We start from the raw sequence: 21,568 nt of genomic DNA on the forward strand, positions 1-21,568 counted from the left end.
AATGACATAAACTAAAAGGCCCCTCAGTTTCGGGGCCTTTATTATAACTGGTCAGTTTTGGAGTAATCCTGTCATGTCAGTATTAGGTCGTATTCACTCATTTGAATCCTGCGGGACCGTTGATGGCCCGGGCATTCGTTTTATCGTCTTTTTCCAGGGCTGTCTGATGCGTTGCCTGTATTGTCATAACCGCGATACATGGGATCTGCATGACGGTCAGGAAGTCACTGTGGACGAGTTAATGAAAGAAGCGGTCACATACCGCCACTTTATGAATGCATCCGGCGGCGGTGTGACAGCATCCGGTGGTGAAGCGATACTGCAGGCTGAGTTCGTGCGTGACTGGTTCCGTGAGTGTAAGAAAGAAGGTATTCACACCTGCCTGGATACCAATGGTTTTGTCCGCCGTTATGACCCGGTCATTGACGAGCTGATGGAAGTAACCGATTTGGTTATGCTGGATTTAAAACAACTCGATGACAGCATCCACCAGAATTTAGTCGGCGTATCCAATCACCGCACATTACAGTTCGCCCGTTATCTCGCTGAACGCAATCAGAAAACCTGGGTACGCTATGTCGTCGTGCCGGGCTGGTCTGATGATGAGCATTCCGCCCACCTTCTCGGTGATTTCACCAAAGATATGAAGAATATCGAGAAGATTGAACTGCTGCCTTACCACGAGTTAGGTAAGCATAAATGGACGGCAATGAATGAAGAATACAAACTTGATGGTGTTAAGCCGCCGTCAAAAGAGACCATGGAAAAAGTGAAATCCATCCTGGAAAGCTATGGTCATAAAGTGATGTATTAAGTTATCTCACTGCTATTTCTGACAGCACACCCCGGTGTGCTGTTTTTATTTGTATCACCCCTGTTCGTTTATCTTTTGTTTTACTTACCGGGCGGCGTCTGAAACCGAAGAAGAATAAAATTTAAGATTTAAAAACCAATAAAATACATCTCCCGGCAGAGCCGGAAATAACTAAATCTGCAACCTAAACAGAAAATATGATCAGCCTGTAATCTTATTTATACTGTTTCCGGTTGTTTTCTGACATTTTTTTCCTGTCAGTTTTTTATCCTGACCTTTTGGCAACAATGGATAATCAACACATGTACAAGATCTCCGGCTCACCTTCTTTACCCGATTCTGTCAGTCCCCCGGAAATATCATCGCCCCCGCTTTCTTCTGATACCACAACAGTATTCCCCGGGCTGATAACAGACCGTCAGGCCGTTATCTCTCAGACCGGTATCGCCGCAGAGCACCTTGCCCCGCTTCAGGCATTAGCTGAAAAGCAGCAACTGGTGATCAGCTTCCGTCCGGTTGAGGCGACCGCAACCGGCCTTATCAGTGCCGGTTACCCGACCAAAAATTTTACTATCAAAGGGAAAAGTGCCAACTGGGGGCCGATGGCCGGATTTATTCCGGTTGATCAGTTTTACAGTAAACTGTGCGGACAGAAACATAAGACTGAACTGATGAACAGGAAAGTCGCAGAATGTCTCCGGGACGGCCATGCCACAGCAGATAATCTGCAAATAACCGGTTCGCGTATAAACGAGCTGGTTGATATGGGATTACTTACCCGTCATCAGCCGGATAAAAACGGCTTTATCACACTCGAAAGCAAGTCGCCTCATGGTCATCTGCATTTATTCACCGCGAAACCGGCTGAAAATGATTTATATGCTATCTATGTGCAGAAAAATGATACCCCGGTGCAGATTCTCTGTTCCCCGCAACTGAATAAGCCACTGACCGCTGACTATGACCTGATGATTGTGGCTCCCCGTACAAAAGATTTCGGCAGTCAGGATATCCCGCATAACCCGGATGTCAGCGCAGAAGCGTTTGCGGAAAAACGGCCTTATCTGCTGCGCCGCGGATCAACAAAAGAGATTATCCGCCGGGAATTACTGGAGAGGGAAGATCCTCGTTTTGGTAATAACACCCCGAGAGTCGCTGCCCTGATCCCACAGATTAATGCAGCCCTGCTTTGCGGGGAAGGCAGAGAAGTCGTACATCACAGTATGGATGCCACTAACCCTTTTTCTGAAATGAGTGCCAATTTCCCTGTCACCTTTTTCCTGCCGGAATCACCGGACGGATTACCGCCAATGCTGCTGGCAAACGATATTGAGGAGTTGCGGATGGTGATACATACGCTGGAATGTCATGGCTTTATGGTACCGCATAACCCGCTGTGGAGTGATGAGATCCCGTCACTGCGCCGGGAGAGTTTTGAAATGACCCGGAAACTGTTTAATACCCTGTGATGGTTTACGGATATAAAAAAATCCCGCTGGTTTTCACCGGCGGGATTTTTATCAGATCAGTGACAACGGACCGGCAATCAGCCGATATGTGTCAGACCTTTCATATACGGACGTAATACTTCCGGAATTTCGATACGACCATCAGCCTGCTGATAGTTTTCCATGATAGCCACAAGGGTACGGCCGACAGCCAGACCGGAGCCGTTCAGGGTATGAACCAGCTGTGGTTTTTTATCATCTTTACCACGGAAGCGAGCCTGCATACGGCGCGCCTGGAAATCCCAGCAGTTAGAGCAGGATGAGATTTCACGGTAGGTGTTCTGCGCCGGAACCCAGACTTCAAGGTCATAGGTTTTACGGGAACCGAAGCCCATATCGCCGGTGCACAGCAGCACTTTACGGTATGGCAGGTTCAGCAGCTGTAATACTTTCTCAGCGTGGCCGGTCAGTTCTTCCAGAGCTTCCATGGATTTTTCCGGATGCACAATCTGAACCAGCTCAACTTTGTCAAACTGGTGCATACGGATCAGACCACGGGTATCACGGCCATACGAACCCGCTTCGGAACGGAAGCACGGTGTATGAGCGGTCATACGCAGCGGCAGATCTGCTTCATCCAGAATTTCGTCACGGACCAGGTTGGTGACAGGCACTTCAGCTGTCGGGATCAGCGCATAGCTGCTGGTTTCCGCTTCTTCTTCCAGTGGTTTGGTATGGAACAGGTCACCGGCAAATTTCGGTAACTGACCGGTACCGTACAGCGTATCGTGGTTAACCAGATACGGTACATAGATTTCCTGATAGCCGTGCTGTTCTGTGTGCAGATCCAGCATGAACTGTGCGATAGCGCGATGCAGGCGGGCAATCTGGCCTTTCATCACAACGAAACGCGCACCGGTCAGTTTAACAGCAGCCGGGAAATCCAGGCCATCAGTCATTTCACCCAGTGAAACGTGATCGCGCACTTCGAAATCATACTGCTTAGGTGTGCCCCAGCGGCTGACTTCAGGGTTATCGCTGTCATCTTTACCAAACGGCACTTCGTCTGCCGGAAGGTTAGGAATATTCAGAGCAATGGTGCGTAACTCAGCCTGCACTTCATCCAGTGCAGATTTGGCAGCATCCAGTTTATCCCCTAACAGGTTCACTTCACGGCGCACTGCTTCAATGTCTTCACCGCGGGCTTTCGCTTCACCAATGGACTTCGATCGGGAGTTGCGTTCAGCCTGCAGAGTTTCAGTTTCAACTTGTAAAACCTTGCGGCGCTCTTCGAGAGTGCGCAGCGTGTCCACATCCAGGGTAAAACCCCTGCGAGCCAGTTTTTCGGCAACCGCGTCCAGCTCATTACGCAGTAAATTTGGATCGAGCATGCTATTCCTGTGCTTGTTGTTATAACGTGAGTGTCAGTAACGGAGATGCAACCGGCGAAAAGTGTTTTCCTGCTTTCCGGCAGTGCGGCTGTTATTAACGCAACTGTGAAACGTCTTAATCCGCCCGGAAACCCGCACTGTATGCAGGATGAACATTCTGAGTGTTTTAAGCCATTTACCTATTCTTACATTTCACACCTTACCGCAACAACGGCATTAACGGTAGCGTTTTATCGGGCTATTTTGATCCTGCTCAGCAAGCCAGGCGAGTTTCTCGCCGATTTTTCCTTCCATGCCCCGGTTTGCCGGAAAATAGTAGCGGGTATCACGCATTTCAGGCGGAAAATAGACTTCTCCGGCGGCATACGCATTCGTTTCGTCATGGGCGTAACGGTACTCTTTGCCGAGCCCCATTTCTTTCATCAGTTTGGTCGGCGCGTTGCGCAGATGCTCCGGCACGTCATAATCCCGCCCTTCTTTTGCATCACGCATCGCGGCTTTGAAGGCGGTGTAAACGGCGTTACTTTTCGGTGCACAGGCGAGATAAACAATCGCCTGGGCAATCGCCCGCTCACCTTCCGCCGGTCCCACACGGGTAAAGCAGTCCCACGCTGAAATGGCGACCTGCATGGCGCGCGGATCCGCATTACCGACATCTTCTGATGCAATCGCCAGCAGACGACGCGCCACATAGAGCGGATCCCCGCCTGCAGTGATAATCCGGGCATACCAGTAGAGTGCGGCATCCGGTGCCGAGCCGCGCACTGACTTGTGCAGTGCGGAAATCAGGTCGTAGTAGCGATCGCCTTTGTTATCAAAGCGGGCGCTGCGTTCCCCGCTGACTTCCTTCAGCAGTTCTGTGGTCAGAACACGTTTGCCGTCAGCACCGGTTTCGGCCATATCCGCCATCATTTCCAGCACATTCAGCGAACGGCGGGCATCACCGGCGACCAGTTCGGCCAGCAGTTTGCGGGTCTCATCCGGCAGGACGATATTTTGTCCGCCCAGTCCGCGCTCAGAATCATTCAGCGCCTGAATCAGAACCGCTTCGATATCTTCCGGTGACAGGGATTTGAGCAGATAAACACGGGCGCGGGATAACAGTGCGGAGTTGAGTTCAAATGACGGGTTTTCGGTGGTGGCACCGATAAAGGTGACTGTACCATCCTCAATATGCGGCAGAAATGCATCCTGCTGGCTTTTATTGAAGCGATGTACCTCATCCACAAACAGAATGGTGCGGTGCCCCAGATTACGGTTCTGACGCGCCCGCTCGATAGCTTCGCGGATCTCTTTTACCCCGGAGGTCACGGCGGACAGACGCTCTATATCCGCATCCGCATAGTGGCCGATCACTTCCGCCAGGGTGGTTTTCCCGGTGCCCGGCGGTCCCCACAGAATCATAGAGTGGAGCTGTCCGGCGCGGATAGCCCGCGGCAGCGGTTTGCCCTCTGCCAGCAGGTGAGTCTGTCCGATGTACTGTTCCAGTGTCCCCGGCCGCATTCTGGCGGCCAGAGGCTGGTAATCGTTTTGCGAAAAATCGAGAGAAAAGTTAGTCACTGACGCCTCATTGCCGCTGATCGTCCAGCGTAACCCCCTTCGGCGGTGTAAAGGTGAATTTGCTCATATTCACATCAGTACTCTGCTGCCCTTTGAGCTGATAGCTGCTTTTCTGGCCATCCTGCTCAACGGCGGCAAACTGCTGAATAATACCGTCCGGAGTTACAGTGATAGTAAATAATTTCAGGTTGCCGTCGCTGGTTTTCGGTTTCAGGTCAAAGCTGTCACCGCGCTGGCTCACCATGTATTGCTGCCAGTCAGCCGGGTCGTTACGGGTGATCAGCATAAACGGTGTATTTTGCGTGGCATCTTTCAGCCAGGTGGCGGTGACCTGTTCAACAAACGGGTTATAGAACCACAGAGTTTTGCCGTCAGAGACCAGCACACTTTCATCCGGCGCGCTCATCTGCCAGTTGAACAGGTTCGGGCGCTTCACCCATAAATCCCCTGTTCCTTCCTGAACCAGTGCGCCGTCAGCATCAGTGACGGTCTGTGCGAAATTCGCATGGAAACTGTTCACTTTTCCCAGACGTGACTGAAGATCACTGCGGGTATCTGCGTGTGCTGCACTGACTGCGGCACCTGCCAGCAGGCAGGCTGTGATAAACACCTTTTTCATGTATGCATTCCTGATGATGCGTTCGGATAAATCAGACGCCGCCTTTGCAGGCAGCGGCGTCATTAAAAGTTATTTGAGGACGGTGCCAGTACTTCGCGGTTACCGTTATGGCCCGGTTCACTGACAATGCCCTGTTCTTCCATTTCTTCCACGATCCGCGCCGCCCGGTTATAACCGATGCGGAACTGACGCTGAACACCGGAAATGGAAACCCGCTGTTTTTCTGTGACGAATTGTACCGCCTGATCGAACAGCGGATCCAGATCTTCTCCGCTGACAGAACTGCCGCCTTCGCCGTCCTCACCGCCACGGGTGATGTTATCGATATATTCCGGACGACCACGGGCTTTCCAGTCATTCACCACATCATGCACTTCCTGGTCACGGACAAACGCGCCGTGAACACGCAGCGGCGCATTGGCACCCTGCGGCAGATAGAGCATGTCCCCGTTACCCAGCAGAGATTCCGCGCCGCCCTGGTCGAGGATGGTTCGTGAGTCAATCTTACTGGAGACGGTAAAGGCGATACGGGTCGGGATGTTGGCTTTAATCAGACCGGTGATAACATCCACTGACGGACGCTGTGTCGCCAGTACGAGGTGGATCCCCGCTGCACGGGCTTTCTGTGCCAGACGGGCGATGTGTTCTTCCACTTTTTTACCGGCGGTCATCATCAGGTCAGCAAATTCATCCACCATGACCACGATATACGGCTCTTTTTTCAGAACCGGATGCGTCATTTCCATGCTGTCTGTCGGTTTCCAGAACGGATCCGGAATCGGCCGTCCCATGGATTCCGCCATCAGGATTTTTTCGTTATACCCCGCAAGGTTACGCACCCCGAGAGCAGACATCAGTTTATAGCGCCGTTCCATTTCCGCCACACACCAGCCGAGGGCATTGGCGGCGTCTTTCATGTCAGTCACCACCTGGGTCAGCAGGTGCGGAATACCTTCATAAACAGAGAGTTCCAGCATTTTCGGGTCGATCATGATAAAGCGGACATCTTCCGGTTTCGCTTTATACAGGATGCTGATAATCATGGCGTTTACGCCGACTGATTTACCGGAGCCCGTTGTACCTGCCACCAGCAGGTGCGGCATTTTGCCCAGATCTGCCACCACCGGCTGACCGGAGATATCTTTCCCCAGCACCACAGAGAGCGGTGATGGCGTATCGCGGAATTCGTCGCAGTCCAGCACTTCGCGCAGATAGACGGTCTGACGTTTTTCATTCGGCAGTTCCAGCCCCACATACGGCTTGCCCGGGATAACTTCCACCACACGCACCGCAACCGTGGAGAGTGAACGCGCCAGGTCGCGGGACAGGTTGGAAATACGCGAGGCTTTCACACCCGGTGCCAGATCCAGCTCAAAGCGGGTGATCACCGGACCCGGTTCATAACCGACCACACGGGCTTTGATGCGGAAGTCATTGAGCCGCGCCTCAATCAGACGGGCTGTCTGCTCCATCGCAAATTCATCCACCGGCTCAATGGTACCCGGCGGTGAAGCCAGCAGATCCAGAGACGGCATCGGGGTGGTTGATTTCGGCAGCGGCTGGTCATTGCGGACCAGGAACGGATGGAACAGGCTCTCTTCCATCTGTTTTTGTAACTGTGCTTCCTGTGACGTTACCGGTGCCGCATTCTGCTGTGGTGCGGCAACAGATTCAAAGCGCTGAGCAGCGGTCTCCGGTGCGGCATAAACCGGTGCCGGTTCTGCCGCAGGGGCGGTGACCGGTGTCGGGATAAACAGCGGCTCTGCCGGTTCCGGATCGACCAGATCCTCCACCGGAGAGAAGGCTTTCAGTTCGGCCAGATCAGATAAAATAGCGTCAGCCTGCCCGCTGTAGCGCTGTTGTTGCATCTGCATAAACTGCGCCTGAAGACGCTGAGCTTCCTGCTCATCTTCATCGTCTTCTTCTGCCGCCGGGTGAACATCCGCCACCGGCGGTGCAGACGCAAAGGAGTGATGGCTGACCGGTGCCTGATAGGCAGATGCAGCCGGGATAAAGGCGGAGGACGTACCGGTGGTAATTTCCGGTTCAGTTACTGCCTGCACCGGCTCTGCTGCCGGAGACATATCTGTCTCATCATCGCCGTAGCGGTTACGCTGCTGCGTCATAAATTCATCACGCAGGCGCGCCTGTAATACATCATCTTCATCCGGCTCAGTCTGTGCGGCCTGATGTTCCGGCTGATGCAGTTGTGCAAATTCATCCTGCTCACGGCGCAGACGCTCAAGTTCCGCGTCACGCTGAGACGGAATGCGGATGCCGTAAAGCTCGCGCCGTGTCGGGAGGCGCACCGGATTCGGACGCGGCAGTTCAGGGCCGAGACCCTGTTTGACCTGTACCGCACTAAAGGCCGCCGCTGCAGTTGCTGCCGCCGCAGAGCTAAGATGCGCGCTGCCGTTATCACCGGTATCCGGCACATCAGGCAGATCGAACGTAAAGACCGGTTCTGTACGGCCGCTTCCCGCAAACGGGTTTTCCCATTGCGGTGCTGCCGGTTCAGGCTCCGGTTCCGGCTGAATATCCGGCACATTGATCGGGGCATTCAGGTCAACAGTTGTCCGGTAAGCACCCGGGACATCAAAACGGTAGTGTTCAGGTTCATCGGCAGCCGGTGCGCTGTGTTCCTGTGCAGCCGGTTCCTGTGCATGCACAACAGACACCACAGGTTCAGCGGCGGTTTCCGGATATGCTGAGAGATTCTGCACCGGGGTCAGCAGCGGGTCGCTGTTATCCGCCGGGTCCTCATAATGTGCCTGATGGGCCAGTTCCGCCGCATTTGGAGCGGAAAACAGCACATCATCCGCATCATCGTATTCACGGTACTGTGCGGTCTGAGTCTGTGCCTCACTGTCAGGCACAACGGCGGTCAGAGCTGCGGCAGTTGCTGTCTGCGGTATGTTGTTGTGCTCTGCCTGCTCATCCGTTTCCTCATCGTCGTAATACTCGTCCTCGTCGTCATATTCACGATCGTCGTAATACTGATCGTCATAACGGTCACGGGAGTGATTGGTGATGAAGGTAATAGGGGAAAGGACCGCTGCACCGGTTTTTTCGGCGATGGTGATCCACGACCAGCCGGTCAGCAACATCAGACCTATCGCCCACAGACTGAGCAGCGCGAGTGTCGCGCCGAGGGCATTAAACCACGGCATCAGCGCAGAGCTGAATAAACTGCCGATCACCCCGCCTGCCGCGAAGTTCTGCATATCATCCACATTCAGGGATGCCAGGGCACAGGATGAAAGGATAAGTGTCAGCCCCCCGATGATACGCATCGAGAGTGAGAAAAAGTCCACGTAATCTTTATTTTCATTACTGCGGAAGGCCGACCAACACCCCAGGATCATCAGCGGGGGTACGGTGTAAGCCAGTATGCCAAAGGCGGAAAAGAGAATATCCGCAAACCAGGCCCCGATACTGCCGGCCAGATTCTTCACCGGCTCATGCCAGGTGGTCTGGGACCAGCTCGGGTCTGACGGATTAAACGATAAGAGAGCAACCAGCAGAAAGACGGCGCACAACCCGATCACAATAAGGACGGCTTCCAGCAACCGGCGGCCGCTGCTGATTTTTCTGAATTTGATGTGTTTGTCTTCTGTATATTCCTGGCTCATGTCATTTCCTGACGCAACGTCCGGTTTTTTCCTGTCAGTAAAACGGAACAACGCTGAGGGTAGCTCAGCGTTGAAACTGTATGCATAAACAGGAGTGTAACTGATTTATCCCGTTTTGCACATGACGCAGGAAACAAATTAACGGGTCTTGATGACCAGACGGTTACTTTGTTTGACCTCTTCCATCACCACGTAAGTACGGGTGTCGTTCACGCCCGGCAGACGCAGAAGAGTTTCACCCAGCAGTTTGCGGTAAGCCGACATGTCCGGCACACGAGTTTTCAACAGGTAGTCAAAATCACCGGAAACCAGGTGACATTCCTGAATCTCTTCCAGCTTCTGCACGGCGGTGTTGAACTGTTCAAACACATCCGGTGCCCCGCGGTTAAGGGTAATTTCCACGAATACCAGCAGGGAGGCATCCAGATAGTGCGGATTCAGCAGCGCGGTATACCCGGTGATAAAGCCCTGACGCTCTAAACGGCGCACACGTTCCAGACACGGAGTCGGAGACAGACCCACACGTTTGGAGAGTTCGACGTTAGAGATACGGCCATCTTTCTGCAATTCGTTAAGAATATTCCTGTCGATTCTGTCAAGATCTTTACCCGGACGCTTTTTGTTATCAATCATCTCGTTATCTCTCTTATTTACTATTTTCCCACACCCATAACACTTCCTTTACCTGACGGAACAAAATCAGCATCGGAAAACATGTTTTCAGGCCAATTCTTTGCATTTCTGATTATTAGAATACGCAACCGGCGCCAGTTTACCGGAACATTCAGATTATTATCGCTATAGTCGTAAGCTGAAATTACCATGCTTCGTCATCAGGACAAACACATCACCGGTGTAACAGGATGTATTAACCCGACGGATAAAAATCTCTTACACTGATGTTTTCGCAAATGCGCAGCCGATTGTCAAAGCAAATGAACAAAAATCAGAACAACCTGTTGAAGAAAATGACAGAAAAACGTTTCGCTGACAAACAGGACGTGCTTTTGGTGTGATATTCAAACAACTTAGGAATCTTCTGAATAATCACTTTCTCGTACAATCGCCTGAAAATCTACTCATTTCCGGCCGGTTTCAATTTTGTGCTCTGCCGTTTTTATTCCTTTTTTTACCCCTTCGTTTCTCCTACAATCCTGTACACGCTTTTTTGCCATTCTGTTAATGAGGTGTTCATGAACGCAACCCGACACAGTAAATTAATTATTCTGGGTTCCGGCCCTGCCGGATATACCGCTGCGGTTTATGCGGCACGGGCAAATTTAAATCCGGTGCTGATTACCGGGGTGGAAGTCGGTGGTCAGTTAACCACCACCACCGAAGTGGAAAACTGGCCGGGTGACCCGGAAGGTCTGACCGGGCCGGGCCTGATGGAGCGTATGCAGGCTCACGCCGAAAAATTTGAGACTGAAATCATCAATGATTACATCACCGGCGTAGATTTCAGCAAACGCCCGTTTACCCTGACCGGTGAAAATACCTATACCTGTGACGCGCTGATTATCGCCACCGGCGCATCCGCCCGTTATATCGGCCTGCCGTCAGAAGAGGCTTTCAAAGGCCGTGGTGTGTCCGCCTGTGCCACCTGTGACGGCTTTTTCTACCGTAACCAGAAAGTCGCGGTCGTCGGCGGCGGTAACACCGCTGTGGAAGAAGCACTGTATCTCTCCAATATCGCATCAGAAGTGCATCTGATCCACCGCCGTGACAGCTTCCGTGCTGAAAAAATCCTTATCAGCCGTCTGATGGATAAGGTTCAGAACGGCAATATCGTTCTGCACACTGACCGCACACTGGATGAAGTAATCGGTGATCAGATGGGTGTGACCGCTGTTCGTCTGCGTGACGCCAAAAGTGACGCAACCGAAGAGCTGCCGGTGATGGGCTGCTTTATCGCCATCGGCCACAGCCCGAATACCGGTATTTTTGAGGGACATCTGGATCTGGAAAACGGCTATATCCGTGTTCAGTCCGGCACGCACGGTAATGCAACACAGACATCAGTTCCGGGTGTGTTTGCCGCCGGTGATGTGATGGATCATATCTACCGTCAGGCGATTACCTCTGCGGGAACCGGGTGCATGGCCGCACTGGATGCCGAGCGCTATCTCGACAGCCTCGCAGACAACAAATAATCCTGCATTTTCAGGGCGCTATATCTGTAGCGCCTTTTCGTGTACCATGACATTATCCTGCTGATTTCAGCCGTATTTTTACTTATCACCTGCATACAGAAAAAATGGATAAATCAAGACAGTCAGAACTCGTCCGCTGGTTAAAACTTCAGGCGGCACCGGCCCGGCGATGGTTACGCCTCTCGATGTTGCTGGGTGTGCTCAGCGGTTTACTGATTATCGGCCAGGCCTGGTGCCTCGCTGTCCTCCTTCAGTCCCTCATTATGGAGCACATGCCCCGCGAACAGCTCCTCACTCTGTTCACTGTACTGGTCATACTGTTTATTGCCCGCGCCGTTGTTGCCGCGATCCGCGAACGGATCGGGTTTATCTGCGGACAGGTGGTGAGGCGTGATATCCGCCGGACAGTACTGGATAAACTGGAACAGCTCGGCCCGGTACGGGTAAAAGGCAAACCGGCAGGCAGTTGGGCGACGATTATTCTCGAACAGATTGATGATATGCAGGATTACTATTCCCGCTATCTGCCGCAGATGACCCTGTCCGCCACCATACCAATGATGATTCTGATCACGCTGTTCCCGATCAACTGGGCGGCAGCGCTGATTCTGCTGGTGACAGCGCCGCTGATCCCCGTTTTTATGGCACTGGTGGGCCTGGGTGCCGCCGATGCCAACCGCCGTAACTTCCTGGCCCTGAGCCGCCTGAGCGGCGATTTCCTCGACCGTCTGCGCGGGCTGGAAACCATCCGCTTCTTCCACCGCGGTCGTGAGGAAGTGAAACAGATTGATGATGCCACCGAGGATTTCCGCTCACGCACTATGGAAGTGCTGCGTATGGCATTCCTCTCCTCCGCCGTGCTGGAGTTTTTCGCGGCGATCTCAATTGCCGTCGTCGCGGTTTATTTTGGTTTTTCCTATCTCGGTGAACTGAATTTCGGCAGTTACGGCATGGGTGTCACGCTGTTTGCCGGGTTTATTGCCCTGATCCTCGCGCCGGAGTTTTTCCAGCCGCTGCGTGACCTCGGTACCTATTACCACGCAAAAGCACAGGCAGTGGGCGCGGCGGAATCCCTGTTTACCCTGTTATCCGCAGAGAACAATGATGACGAATTGCCGGGCACAGAACCGCTGGCACCGGCAGAGCAGATTGCTGTTACCGCAACCGATCTGATGATTTTTGCCCCGTCAGGGGAAAAACTGGCCGGGCCGCTGAATTTCACCCTGAATGCCGGGCAGCGTATCGCGCTTGTCGGCCAGAGCGGAGCCGGGAAAAGTTCACTGCTCAATCTGCTGCTGGGTTTTCTGCCGTATGAAGGCAGTATCCGGATCAATCAGCAGGAACTGCGCGATATCAGCCCGGAAAGCTGGCGGGCACAGCTGAGCTGGGTGGGCCAAAATCCGCATCTGCCGGAACAGACCATTCTGGACAATATCCGCCTGAGCCGCCCGGATGCCTCTTCTGAGGAAATCACGGCGGTGATGGAAAAAGCCTATGTGACCGATTTTATTGATTCGCTGCCTGACGGGGTCAATACCGTGGTCGGGGATAATGCCGCGCGGCTCTCTGTCGGCCAGGCGCAGCGGATTGCGGTGGCACGCGCCCTGCTCAATCCGTGCCATCTGCTGCTGCTGGATGAACCGTCCGCCAGCCTGGATGCTCACAGTGAGGAGCGCGTGATGCATGCCCTGAATGAGGCGGCACATCAGCAAACCACTCTGCTGGTGACACACCTGCTGGAAGAAACCCGTGACTATGATGAAGTCTGGGTGATGGATAAAGGTCTTATTATTGAACAGGGCAGCTATGCTGCTCTGCAACAGCAACAGGGTGCGTTTGCACAGTTGCTGTCACACCGGACGGGGGATCTGTAATCATGCGTGTTTTACTGCCGTTTTTAGCCCTCTACCGCCGCCACTGGTTTTTACTGACGCTCGGGATCCTGCTGGCGATTGCCACGCTGCTCGCCAGTATCGGGCTGCTGACGCTGTCCGGCTGGTTCCTCGCCGGTACCGCTATTGCCGGTGTGCCGGGGATTGCCTTTTTTAACTATATGCTGCCTGCCGCCGGAGTGCGCGGCGCCGCTATCTCCCGCACTGCCGGACGCTATGCGGAACGGCTGGTCAGCCACAGCGCGACCTTCCGTGTGCTGAAACATCTGCGGGTATTTGCCTTTGAAAAAATCCTGCCGCTGACACCGGGCGGTATTGCCCGCTTCCGTCAGGGGGAACTGCTCAACCGGCTGGTCGGGGATGTGGAAACGCTGGATCACCTCTATCTGCGGGTGATTTCGCCGATTGTTGCCGCGCTGGTGGTGATTGCGGTCCTGACATTCGGGCTGGGTTTTCTCGATCTGACTATCGCTTATGCACTGGGCGGGTTTATGACCTTCCTGCTGTTTGCCCTGCCGGTGGTGTTCTATTACGCCGGTAAGCCAATCGGTGTGCAGCTGACCACACTGCGTGCACAGTACCGCACCCTGCTGACCAGCGCATTACAGGGACAGGCAGAACTGACCATTTTCGGTGCACAGTCCCGCTTCCGCTCTCAGTTGGCAGAGACCGAACAACGCTGGCTGGTACAACAGCAGCGCCAGGCCGGTCTGACCGGACTTTCCCAGGCGATTATCATTCTGGCGACCGGGTTTGCCGTTGCGCTGATGCTGTGGATGGCTTCCGGGGTCAGCTGGCCGTACCGCGAAAGCGGTGCCATTATCGCTCTGTTTGTCTTCTGTGCGCTGGCTGCATTTGAGGCATTAGGCCCGGTGGCGGTGGCTTTCCAGCATCTCGGCCAGGTGATGACCTCCGCAGAGCGTGTATCGCAGATAGTGGACACCAAACCGGAAGTGACTTTCCCGGCCAGTGGTCCGGCAGCCTCCGCACAGGTCAGCGTCAGCCTCAGTGGTGTCGGGTTTACCTATCCGGGACAGCCGCTGCCGGTGCTGAAAGATATCTCCCTGACACTGCGTGCCGGTGAGCACCTCGCCCTGCTGGGAAAAACCGGCTGCGGAAAATCCACCTTATTGCAGCTGCTGACCCGGGCATGGGATGTCAGTGAAGGTGAAATCCGCCTGAATGACCAGCCGATTGCCGCTTATGATGAAAACACCCTCCGGTCACTGATGGCAGTGGTTCCGCAACGTATTCATGTGTTCAATAACACACTGCGCGGTAATCTGCGGATCGGGAATAACGAAGCAACCGATGCGCAGCTGAATGCCGTGCTGGCACAGGTCGGGCTGGAAAACCTGCTGGATAACGACCAGGGCCTGAATGCCTGGATCGGCGAAGGCGGCCGTCTGCTTTCCGGCGGCGAACAGCGCCGTCTCGGCATCGCCCGCGCCCTGCTGCACAATGCGCCGTTCCTGCTGCTCGATGAGCCGACAGAAGGACTGGATGCAGATACCGAGCAGCATATTCTCGCCCTGCTGCGGGATATCGGCCGTGACCGGACCATGCTTATCATCACCCACCGTTTACAGGGCCTGGAACACATGGACACGCTGTGTGTGATGGACGGAGGGCAGATAGCCGAACAAGGCTCTCACGACGCGCTGCTGGCGCGCAGAGGCCGTTATTATCAGTTTGTGAACCGTATTCCGGTCATGACCGGGGGGATCTGATGCCGTTTTATCAGCTGGATGAGGAACTTCTCTTTCCGCCTGTTGAACACGCGCTGACCGACCCGGACGGGCTGCTGGCCACCGGCGGGGATCTCTCCCCTTCCCGGTTGCTGCTCGCCTACCGGGAAGGGATTTTCCCGTGGTATTCCCCCGGTGAACCCATTCTGTGGTGGTCGCCGGATCCGCGTGCGGTATTGTATCCGGCGGAGCTGCATGTCAGCCGTTCGCTGCACAAGATTCTGAAAAAACACCCGTACCGGGTGACGCTTAATCATGCCTTTGAGCGGGTCATCCGGGCCTGCACAGAGCGGGATGAAGGCACCTGGATAGGGGACGATATTGTGGCCGCCTATATCCGGCTGCATCAGGCAGGACGTGCTCATTCGGTCGAAGTGTGGGATGATGACGCGCTGGTCGGCGGGCTGTATGGCCTGAACACCGGGTTACTGTTCTGCGGGGAGTCAATGTTCAGCCGTGTCAGTAACGGGTCAAAAATCGCCTTTATGACCTTTTTTGCCCACTTTACCGGCCACGGCGGCAGGATGTTTGATTGCCAGATACTGAATCATTACACCGAATCATTCGGTGCGCGGGAGATCCCGCGACAGGCGTTTATCCGTCAGCTTTATCAGCTGCGTGATAATCATTTACCGCAGTCATGCTGGCAGCCGCAGACATTAGCACGTCCGGTGCCGTCACAACTGCCGCCTTTTTTATAAAATCGCTGTAAACCAACAGGAAATGGTATGTTTCAGCCCGTTTTATGTTTCAGACGCGGTGCTTAAAAAATATCATTCCTTTACATAATCCCGGTTTTTCGGCATTATCTTGCGGTTTGAAAATACTGGTTATTAACATTAGAGGATTAGATGGCCAAAGAAGACAATATTGAAATGCAAGGCACTGTGTTAGATACACTGCCGAACACGATGTTCCGTGTGGAACTGGAAAACGGACACGTTGTGACTGCACATATCTCCGGTAAAATGCGTAAAAACTATATCCGCATCCTGACAGGCGACAAGGTTACAGTAGAACTGACCCCATATGACCTGAGCAAAGGCCGTATCGTCTTCCGTAGCCGCTGATCCCTGCAGGCCACGCCTCATAAAAAGACACCACAGGCAACGCACTGAAGTGCGTGTCCTGTGGTGATCGTTTCTGTCAGGCTACCGGGTCGCCGGATTTCTCTTTCAGGGCACTGAAGCGGTAAGTCAGTTCATCTTTCTTCTTATCAAGATCGATAATCACCGAACCGCCGTTCACCAGCTCACCGAACAGTAATTCGTTCGCCAGCGGTTTTTTCAGTTTATCCTGAATCACACGGGCCATCGGACGTGCGCCCATCGCCGGGTCATACCCTTTTTCTGCCAGCCATGTACGGGTACGGGCAGACACTTCAATGGAAACACCTTTCGCATCCAGCAGCGCCTGGAGTTCAACAATAAACTTGTCGACCACCTGGGCGATAATCGGCTGCGACAGCGCATTAAACCAGACAATGCCGTCCAGACGGTTACGGAACTCCGGTGTGAACACCCGTTTGATTTCCGCCATCGCGTCAGTGCTGTTGTCCTGCTCGGTAAACCCGATGGATTTACGCTGGGTTTCACGCACACCGGCGTTGGTGGTCATCACCAGGATCACATTGCGGAAATCCGCTTTGCGCCCGTTGTTATCCGTCAGCGTCCCGTTATCCATTACCTGTAATAACAGATTAAAGACATCCGGATGCGCTTTTTCGATTTCATCCAGCAGAACCACCGAATACGGATGCTTGATAACCGCATCAGTCAGCAATCCGCCCTGATCAAACCCGACATAGCCCGGAGGCGCACCAATCAGACGACTGACGGTGTGACGCTCCATATACTCGGACATATCAAAGCGCAGCAGCTTGATACCCATTGCTTTGGATAACTGCACAGTGACTTCGGTTTTCCCGACCCCGGTCGGCCCTGCCAGCAGGAAGGCACCAATCGGTTTTTGCTCGTTCCCCAGACCCGCACGGCTCATTTTGATGGATTCCGTCAGGGCATCAATCGCCGGATCCTGACCGAAGACCAGCATTTTCAGGCGGCTGTCGAGGTTACGCAGCAGATCTTTATCACTGCTCGAAACGGTTTTTTCCGGGATACGCGCGATCCGCGCCACAATCGCCTCAATTTCACCGACGCCAATGGTTTTCTTACGGCGGCTCAGCGGCATCAGACGGGTTCTCGCCCCGGCTTCATCAATGACATCAATTGCTTTATCCGGCAGATGGCGGTCAGTGATGTATTTCACCGACAGATCCACTGCAGCCTGAATGGCTTTCGCGGTGTAACGCACATCGTGGTGTGCCTCATATCGGGCTTTCAGGCCGTTAATGATGCGCACGGTTTCATCGGCAGTCGGTTCATTGATATCAATTTTCTGGAAACGGCGGGTCAGCGCTTTATCTTTATCAAAGATATTACTGAATTCCTGATAGGTCGTGGAACCTATTACCCGGATTTTCCCGTTGGATAATAACGGTTTAATCAGGTTTGCCGCATCCACCTGACCACCGGATGCCGCACCGGCACCAATGATGGTGTGGATCTCATCAATAAACAGAATGCTTTTTTCGTTTTTCTCCAGCACTTTCAGCAGCGCCTTAAAGCGCTTCTCGAAATCGCCGCGGTATTTGGTACCGGCCAGCAGTGAACCGATATCCAGAGAAAAAATGGTATAGCCTTTGATCACTTCCGGTACATCATCCTGCTCGATACGCCAGGCGAGCCCTTCCGCAATCGCGGTTTTACCGACCCCGGATTCCCCGACAAACAGCGGGTTATTCTTACGGCGGCGGCACAGCACCTGAATGGTGCGCTCCAGCTCCGCCTGACGGCCGATCAGCGGGTCAATCTGGCCTTTACGTGCCAGGTCATTAAGATTGGTGGTGAAGTTATCCAGGCTGTCCTCGCCGCCGGTACTCTCTTCGACGGCAGACTGTGACGGCTCATCAAAGGACGGGCCGCTCTCATTTTCATCTTCACCTTTGGTGGTGCCGTGAGAGATGAAATTCACAATATCCAGACGGCTGACATCATGCTTGCGCAGCAGATAAGCCCCCTGGGACTCCTGCTCACTGAAAATGGCCACCAGCACATTCGCGCCGTTGACTTCATTACGGCCGGATGACTGGACATGGAAGACGGCACGCTGTAACACGCGCTGGAAACTCAGTGTCGGCTGGGTTTCGCGATCATCCCCTTCCGGCAGCAACGGTGTGGTCTGTTCAATAAAATGCTCAAGTTCCTGGCGCAGGATGGCCAGGTTAACGCGGCAGGCTTCAAGCGCCTCACGGGCTGATTTGTTACCTAATAACGCCAGCAGCAGGTGCTCTACGGTCATAAATTCATGCCGGTTGTCCCTTGCTTTGGCAAAGGCGATATTCAGACTGAGCTCTAATTCTTGATTGAGCATAGGCACCTCCATTCAGAGAAACAAAGTGTATTCTTATACCTTCTCGAGTGTACACAGCAACGGATGATCGTTGTCTTTCGCGTACGTATTGACCAGTGTTGTTTTCATTTCAGCGATTTCAGCGGTAAATACCCCGCAGATCCCTTTTCCCTGATAATGGATGTCGAGCATAATCTGCGTCGCACGATCAACATTATAAGAAAAGAACTTTTGTAAAACTTCAACCACAAAGTCCATAGGGGTATAGTCGTCATTGTTTAAAACCACCTTGTACATTGACGGTGGCTGTATCTTCTGCAGCGCTTTTTCCCTGAGCGTGACATCCGTTTGTGATTCAGATTGATAGTGACTCATTGCTATTCCGGTTATAGAAAACGTACGCCGCATCAGGCGTATCAATACTTAGCGTTATCTGTATCAAACTTTACAGGCCAATACAGTGTTGCTGTAAACAAAGGCTTGACGTTACCCTCTAATTCAATAGAGTATAAATAGTGTACAAAGTAACCAGTATATCCGCGTACAGCTGATACTTCATTACTGAGTATTATGGATCATATGGTGCATTGTGCAGCATTTTTCAATCGTTTGACAGATGAGGGTTGTAACAGTATGGAAACAGGTACTGTTAAGTGGTTCAACAACGCCAAGGGTTTCGGGTTTATCTGCCCGTCGGATGGTGGTGACGATATTTTTGTACACTATTCGACGATTCAGATGGACGGCTACCGCACGCTGAAGGCGGGTCAGAAAGTGAATTATGACACCATTCAGGGACCAAAAGGGCATCACGTCAGTGTGATTATTCCGGTTACTGAAGATGACGACACCACAGCGCCGTAACACGGTATTTAACAAAATTATGCGGATCGTCGCGGCAATGTCAATCGTCATTCCGCGACGCATTCGTATTTTCAGACTGTGCGCGGCTATTCCCGCGCCAGTGCATCAATAGGATCAAGTTTAGCCGCATTTCTGGCCGGCAGAAAGCCGAAGATGATCCCGATAGCGGTCGAACAGAGCACCGCGCTGACAATCGCCGCAGGGCGGAAGACAAACTCCCAGTCCGGCAGTGCCATTTTGGCGGCAAAGGCAATGGAATAAGAAAGCCCGAGGCCGATAGCCCCGCCCATCAGACACACCAGCACCGCCTCAATCAGGAACTGCTGCATCACATCCCCCGCCCGTGCACCGACCGCCATACGGATGCCGATTTCACGGGTGCGCTCCGTTACACTGACCAGCATGATGTTCATCACACCAATTCCCCCCACCACCAGTGAAATCACGGCTACCAGGGTCAGGAAAAGCTGCATGGTGGTCGTGGTTTTATCCACGGTTTTCACAATGCTGTCGAGGTTATAGGTGAAGGTGTCTTTTTTGCCGTGGCGCAGCGTCATCAGCCGCACCAGCTGCTCTTCCGCATTTTTGGTGTTGTAACCGTCGCGGATACGCACGGAGATCATATCCAGATAGTTGCGCTTCATCAGCCGCCCGGTCAGGGTGGTGTACGGCATCCAGACCTGCAAGGTTTTCGAGTTACCGAACATGGATTTGCGATCCGCAATCACACCGACCACCGTTGCAGGCATGTTTCCCACCAGCAGCATTTCCCCGATCACATTATTCTGATGCGGGAAGAGTTTGCGTTTGGTATTCATATCGATGATGACAACCTGGGAGCGGCGCTCATACATCTCCGGAGAGAACGCCCGCCCTTCGCCGAAACGCATGTCATACACAGTGAAAAAGTCCGGCCCGATGCCGGTAACACGCGCTGCGGAATCAAGATTGCCCCGGCGCAGACGCGCACCGTTCTCAATTTCCGCCGACGCCGCATAAACATACGGCTGCTGGCGGATAACATCCACATCGCCGGGTTTCAGGGATTGCTGATCCTGTCCCGGATCACTGCCGAAGTCTTTGCCGGGATAGACAAAAATGGTGTTGGTGCCGATGGATTTGATATCCGACAACACCAGCGCTTTGGCGGCATCCCCGATCACCAATATGGTTACCACAGAGGCAATCCCGATAATAATGCCCAGCATGGTGAGCAGTGTCCGCATCTTGTTGACCACCATGGCCCGCCACGCCATCAGCAGCGCTTCATTAAAGCGGCCGAGGAAACGGCTGAACGCGCTGCTTTTCAGCGGTGGTTTCGCGGCCAGTGCTTTCGCCTGCGGGTTTATTACCGACCCGCTGTCGCTGAGGATATGCCCGTCTTTGATTTCAATGATCCGTGCAGCCTGTGCGGCAATGGACGGATCATGGGTGACGATAATCACCGTATGCCCGGCATCACAGAGCTGGCGCAGAATAGCCATCACCTCTTTGCCTGACTGACTGTCGAGTGCGCCGGTCGGTTCATCCGCGAGGATCACTTCCCCGCCGTTCATCAGGGCACGGGCGATACTGACACGCTGCTGCTGTCCGCCGGAGAGCTGTCCCGGCCGGTAAATCAGCCGCTCACCCAGCCCCAGGCGCTGCAACAGCGCTGCGGCCCGTTCACGGCGCTCACGGGCGCTCAGTCCGGCATAGATAGCCGGCATTTCCACATTTTGCTCAGCACTGAGGTGGGATAACAGATGGTAACGCTGGAAAATAAAGCCGAAATGTTCACGGCGCAGCGCCGCCAGTTCATCACCGCTCAGTTCTGCCGTGTTTTTCCCGGCAACAAAATAGTGCCCGTCACTCGGCGTGTCCAGGCAGCCGAGGATATTCATCAGCGTGGATTTACCGGAGCCGGACTGGCCGATAATCGCCACCATTTCACCGGCACTGATAGTCAGTGAGACATCATCCAGCACCGTGACACTGCTGTCTCCGGAAGGATAACGGCGGTAAATATTCCGCAGTTCTAATAATGCGCTCATGAA

The 21,568-nt window shown here is 53.5% G+C and carries 16 protein-coding genes; 8 read left to right on the forward strand and 8 right to left on the reverse strand.

The window, feature by feature from the left end; genetic code table 11:
• Positions 1-73 precede the first annotated feature (73 nt).
• Positions 74-814, forward strand: a complete 741-nt coding sequence (pflA, locus tag ACSBQN_RS10415) for a pyruvate formate lyase 1-activating protein (protein ID WP_004235814.1) — start codon at positions 74-76, stop codon at positions 812-814.
• A gap of 302 nt (positions 815-1,116) precedes the next feature.
• On the forward strand, positions 1,117-2,283 hold the full coding sequence (locus tag ACSBQN_RS10420; RefSeq protein ID WP_024474058.1) for a CyaA/EF/ExoY family adenylyl cyclase toxin: 1,167 nt from the start codon (positions 1,117-1,119) through the stop codon (positions 2,281-2,283).
• Positions 2,284-2,360: 77 nt separating this feature from the next.
• Here the strand turns inward: ACSBQN_RS10420 and serS are convergent, their stop codons facing one another.
• The 5 genes from serS to lrp all read right to left on the reverse strand — a co-directional run bounded on the left by serS (position 2,361) and on the right by lrp (position 10,097).
• On the reverse strand, positions 2,361-3,653 hold the full coding sequence (gene serS, locus ACSBQN_RS10425; RefSeq protein ID WP_004235811.1) for a serine--tRNA ligase: 1,293 nt from the start codon (positions 3,651-3,653) through the stop codon (positions 2,361-2,363).
• 216 nt (positions 3,654-3,869) lie between these two features.
• Positions 3,870-5,213 carry a replication-associated recombination protein A gene (locus tag ACSBQN_RS10430; RefSeq protein ID WP_354632861.1) on the reverse strand — a complete coding sequence of 448 codons (1,344 nt, stop codon included), beginning with the start codon at positions 5,211-5,213 and terminating at the stop codon, positions 3,870-3,872.
• A 7-nt stretch (positions 5,214-5,220) separates the two neighbouring features.
• Positions 5,221-5,832 (reverse strand): outer membrane lipoprotein chaperone LolA, encoded by a 612-nt coding sequence (gene lolA / locus ACSBQN_RS10435; protein ID WP_354632862.1) that lies wholly within the window; start codon positions 5,830-5,832, stop codon positions 5,221-5,223.
• A gap of 62 nt (positions 5,833-5,894) precedes the next feature.
• A complete protein-coding gene (locus tag ACSBQN_RS10440; protein WP_354632863.1) occupies positions 5,895-9,464 on the reverse strand; it encodes a DNA translocase FtsK 4TM domain-containing protein in 3,570 nt (1,189 codons plus the stop codon).
• 138 nt (positions 9,465-9,602) lie between these two features.
• Entirely contained in the window at positions 9,603-10,097 is a 495-nt protein-coding gene (gene lrp, locus ACSBQN_RS10445) for a leucine-responsive transcriptional regulator Lrp (RefSeq protein ID WP_004235807.1), read from the reverse strand.
• 560 nt (positions 10,098-10,657) lie between these two features.
• Between lrp and trxB the strand changes: the two genes are divergently transcribed.
• The 5 genes from trxB to infA all read left to right on the forward strand — a co-directional run bounded on the left by trxB (position 10,658) and on the right by infA (position 16,327).
• Positions 10,658-11,617: a thioredoxin-disulfide reductase gene (trxB, locus tag ACSBQN_RS10450; RefSeq protein ID WP_024474061.1), complete on the forward strand. Its 960-nt coding sequence runs from the start codon at positions 10,658-10,660 to the stop codon at positions 11,615-11,617.
• 104 nt (positions 11,618-11,721) lie between these two features.
• A complete protein-coding gene (cydD, locus tag ACSBQN_RS10455; RefSeq protein ID WP_201893338.1) occupies positions 11,722-13,491 on the forward strand; it encodes a heme ABC transporter permease/ATP-binding protein CydD in 1,770 nt (589 codons plus the stop codon).
• 2 nt (positions 13,492-13,493) lie between these two features.
• Positions 13,494-15,239 (forward strand): heme ABC transporter ATP-binding protein/permease CydC, encoded by a 1,746-nt coding sequence (cydC, locus tag ACSBQN_RS10460; RefSeq protein ID WP_052116608.1) that lies wholly within the window; start codon positions 13,494-13,496, stop codon positions 15,237-15,239.
• Positions 15,239-15,958 carry a leucyl/phenylalanyl-tRNA--protein transferase gene (aat, locus tag ACSBQN_RS10465; RefSeq protein WP_024474063.1) on the forward strand — a complete coding sequence of 240 codons (720 nt, stop codon included), beginning with the start codon at positions 15,239-15,241 and terminating at the stop codon, positions 15,956-15,958. Before cydC ends, aat begins: the two co-directional genes overlap by 1 nt.
• 150 nt (positions 15,959-16,108) lie before the next feature.
• Positions 16,109-16,327, forward strand: a complete 219-nt coding sequence (gene infA / locus ACSBQN_RS10470; protein WP_002211347.1) for a translation initiation factor IF-1 — start codon at positions 16,109-16,111, stop codon at positions 16,325-16,327.
• Positions 16,328-16,403: 76 nt separating this feature from the next.
• Here the strand turns inward: infA and clpA are convergent, their stop codons facing one another.
• Both clpA and clpS read right to left on the reverse strand, forming a co-directional pair.
• Complete coding sequence (gene clpA / locus ACSBQN_RS10475) at positions 16,404-18,689, reverse strand: ATP-dependent Clp protease ATP-binding subunit ClpA (RefSeq protein ID WP_354632865.1); 2,286 nt, start codon at positions 18,687-18,689, stop codon at positions 16,404-16,406.
• 33 nt (positions 18,690-18,722) lie between these two features.
• Positions 18,723-19,043 carry an ATP-dependent Clp protease adapter ClpS gene (gene clpS, locus ACSBQN_RS10480; RefSeq protein ID WP_015422570.1) on the reverse strand — a complete coding sequence of 107 codons (321 nt, stop codon included), beginning with the start codon at positions 19,041-19,043 and terminating at the stop codon, positions 18,723-18,725.
• Positions 19,044-19,301: 258 nt separating this feature from the next.
• On the opposite strand from clpS, the gene cspD reads away from it, so the two are divergent.
• Positions 19,302-19,532 carry a cold shock domain-containing protein CspD gene (cspD, locus tag ACSBQN_RS10485; RefSeq protein ID WP_004235798.1) on the forward strand — a complete coding sequence of 77 codons (231 nt, stop codon included), beginning with the start codon at positions 19,302-19,304 and terminating at the stop codon, positions 19,530-19,532.
• Between the two features lie 86 nt (positions 19,533-19,618).
• Here the strand turns inward: cspD and macB are convergent, their stop codons facing one another.
• Positions 19,619-21,565 (reverse strand): macrolide ABC transporter ATP-binding protein/permease MacB, encoded by a 1,947-nt coding sequence (macB, locus tag ACSBQN_RS10490; protein ID WP_004241749.1) that lies wholly within the window; start codon positions 21,563-21,565, stop codon positions 19,619-19,621.
• Positions 21,566-21,568: the final 3 nt, after the last annotated feature.

The organism is Morganella sp. B601, assembly GCF_051172335.1.
Classification (GTDB): domain Bacteria; phylum Pseudomonadota; class Gammaproteobacteria; order Enterobacterales; family Enterobacteriaceae; genus Morganella; species Morganella morganii.

What these genes read in the sequence shown, in the direction of transcription:
- cspD (WP_004235798.1), top strand. Translation starts at nt 19,302, where the DNA reads ATGGAAACAGGTACTGTTAAGTGGTTCAACAACGCCAAGGGTTTCGGG.
- clpS (WP_015422570.1), bottom strand. Translation starts at nt 19,043, where the DNA reads ATGAGTCACTATCAATCTGAATCACAAACGGATGTCACGCTCAGGGAA.
- ACSBQN_RS10440 (WP_354632863.1), bottom strand. Translation starts at nt 9,464, where the DNA reads ATGAGCCAGGAATATACAGAAGACAAACACATCAAATTCAGAAAAATC.
- clpA (WP_354632865.1), bottom strand. Translation starts at nt 18,689, where the DNA reads ATGCTCAATCAAGAATTAGAGCTCAGTCTGAATATCGCCTTTGCCAAA.
- aat (WP_024474063.1), top strand. Translation starts at nt 15,239, where the DNA reads ATGCCGTTTTATCAGCTGGATGAGGAACTTCTCTTTCCGCCTGTTGAA.
- pflA (WP_004235814.1), top strand. Translation starts at nt 74, where the DNA reads ATGTCAGTATTAGGTCGTATTCACTCATTTGAATCCTGCGGGACCGTT.
- infA (WP_002211347.1), top strand. Translation starts at nt 16,109, where the DNA reads ATGGCCAAAGAAGACAATATTGAAATGCAAGGCACTGTGTTAGATACA.
- trxB (WP_024474061.1), top strand. Translation starts at nt 10,658, where the DNA reads ATGAACGCAACCCGACACAGTAAATTAATTATTCTGGGTTCCGGCCCT.
- lrp (WP_004235807.1), bottom strand. Translation starts at nt 10,097, where the DNA reads ATGATTGATAACAAAAAGCGTCCGGGTAAAGATCTTGACAGAATCGAC.
- cydC (WP_052116608.1), top strand. Translation starts at nt 13,494, where the DNA reads ATGCGTGTTTTACTGCCGTTTTTAGCCCTCTACCGCCGCCACTGGTTT.
- lolA (WP_354632862.1), bottom strand. Translation starts at nt 5,832, where the DNA reads ATGAAAAAGGTGTTTATCACAGCCTGCCTGCTGGCAGGTGCCGCAGTC.
- serS (WP_004235811.1), bottom strand. Translation starts at nt 3,653, where the DNA reads ATGCTCGATCCAAATTTACTGCGTAATGAGCTGGACGCGGTTGCCGAA.
- cydD (WP_201893338.1), top strand. Translation starts at nt 11,722, where the DNA reads ATGGATAAATCAAGACAGTCAGAACTCGTCCGCTGGTTAAAACTTCAG.
- macB (WP_004241749.1), bottom strand. Translation starts at nt 21,565, where the DNA reads ATGAGCGCATTATTAGAACTGCGGAATATTTACCGCCGTTATCCTTCC.
- ACSBQN_RS10420 (WP_024474058.1), top strand. Translation starts at nt 1,117, where the DNA reads ATGTACAAGATCTCCGGCTCACCTTCTTTACCCGATTCTGTCAGTCCC.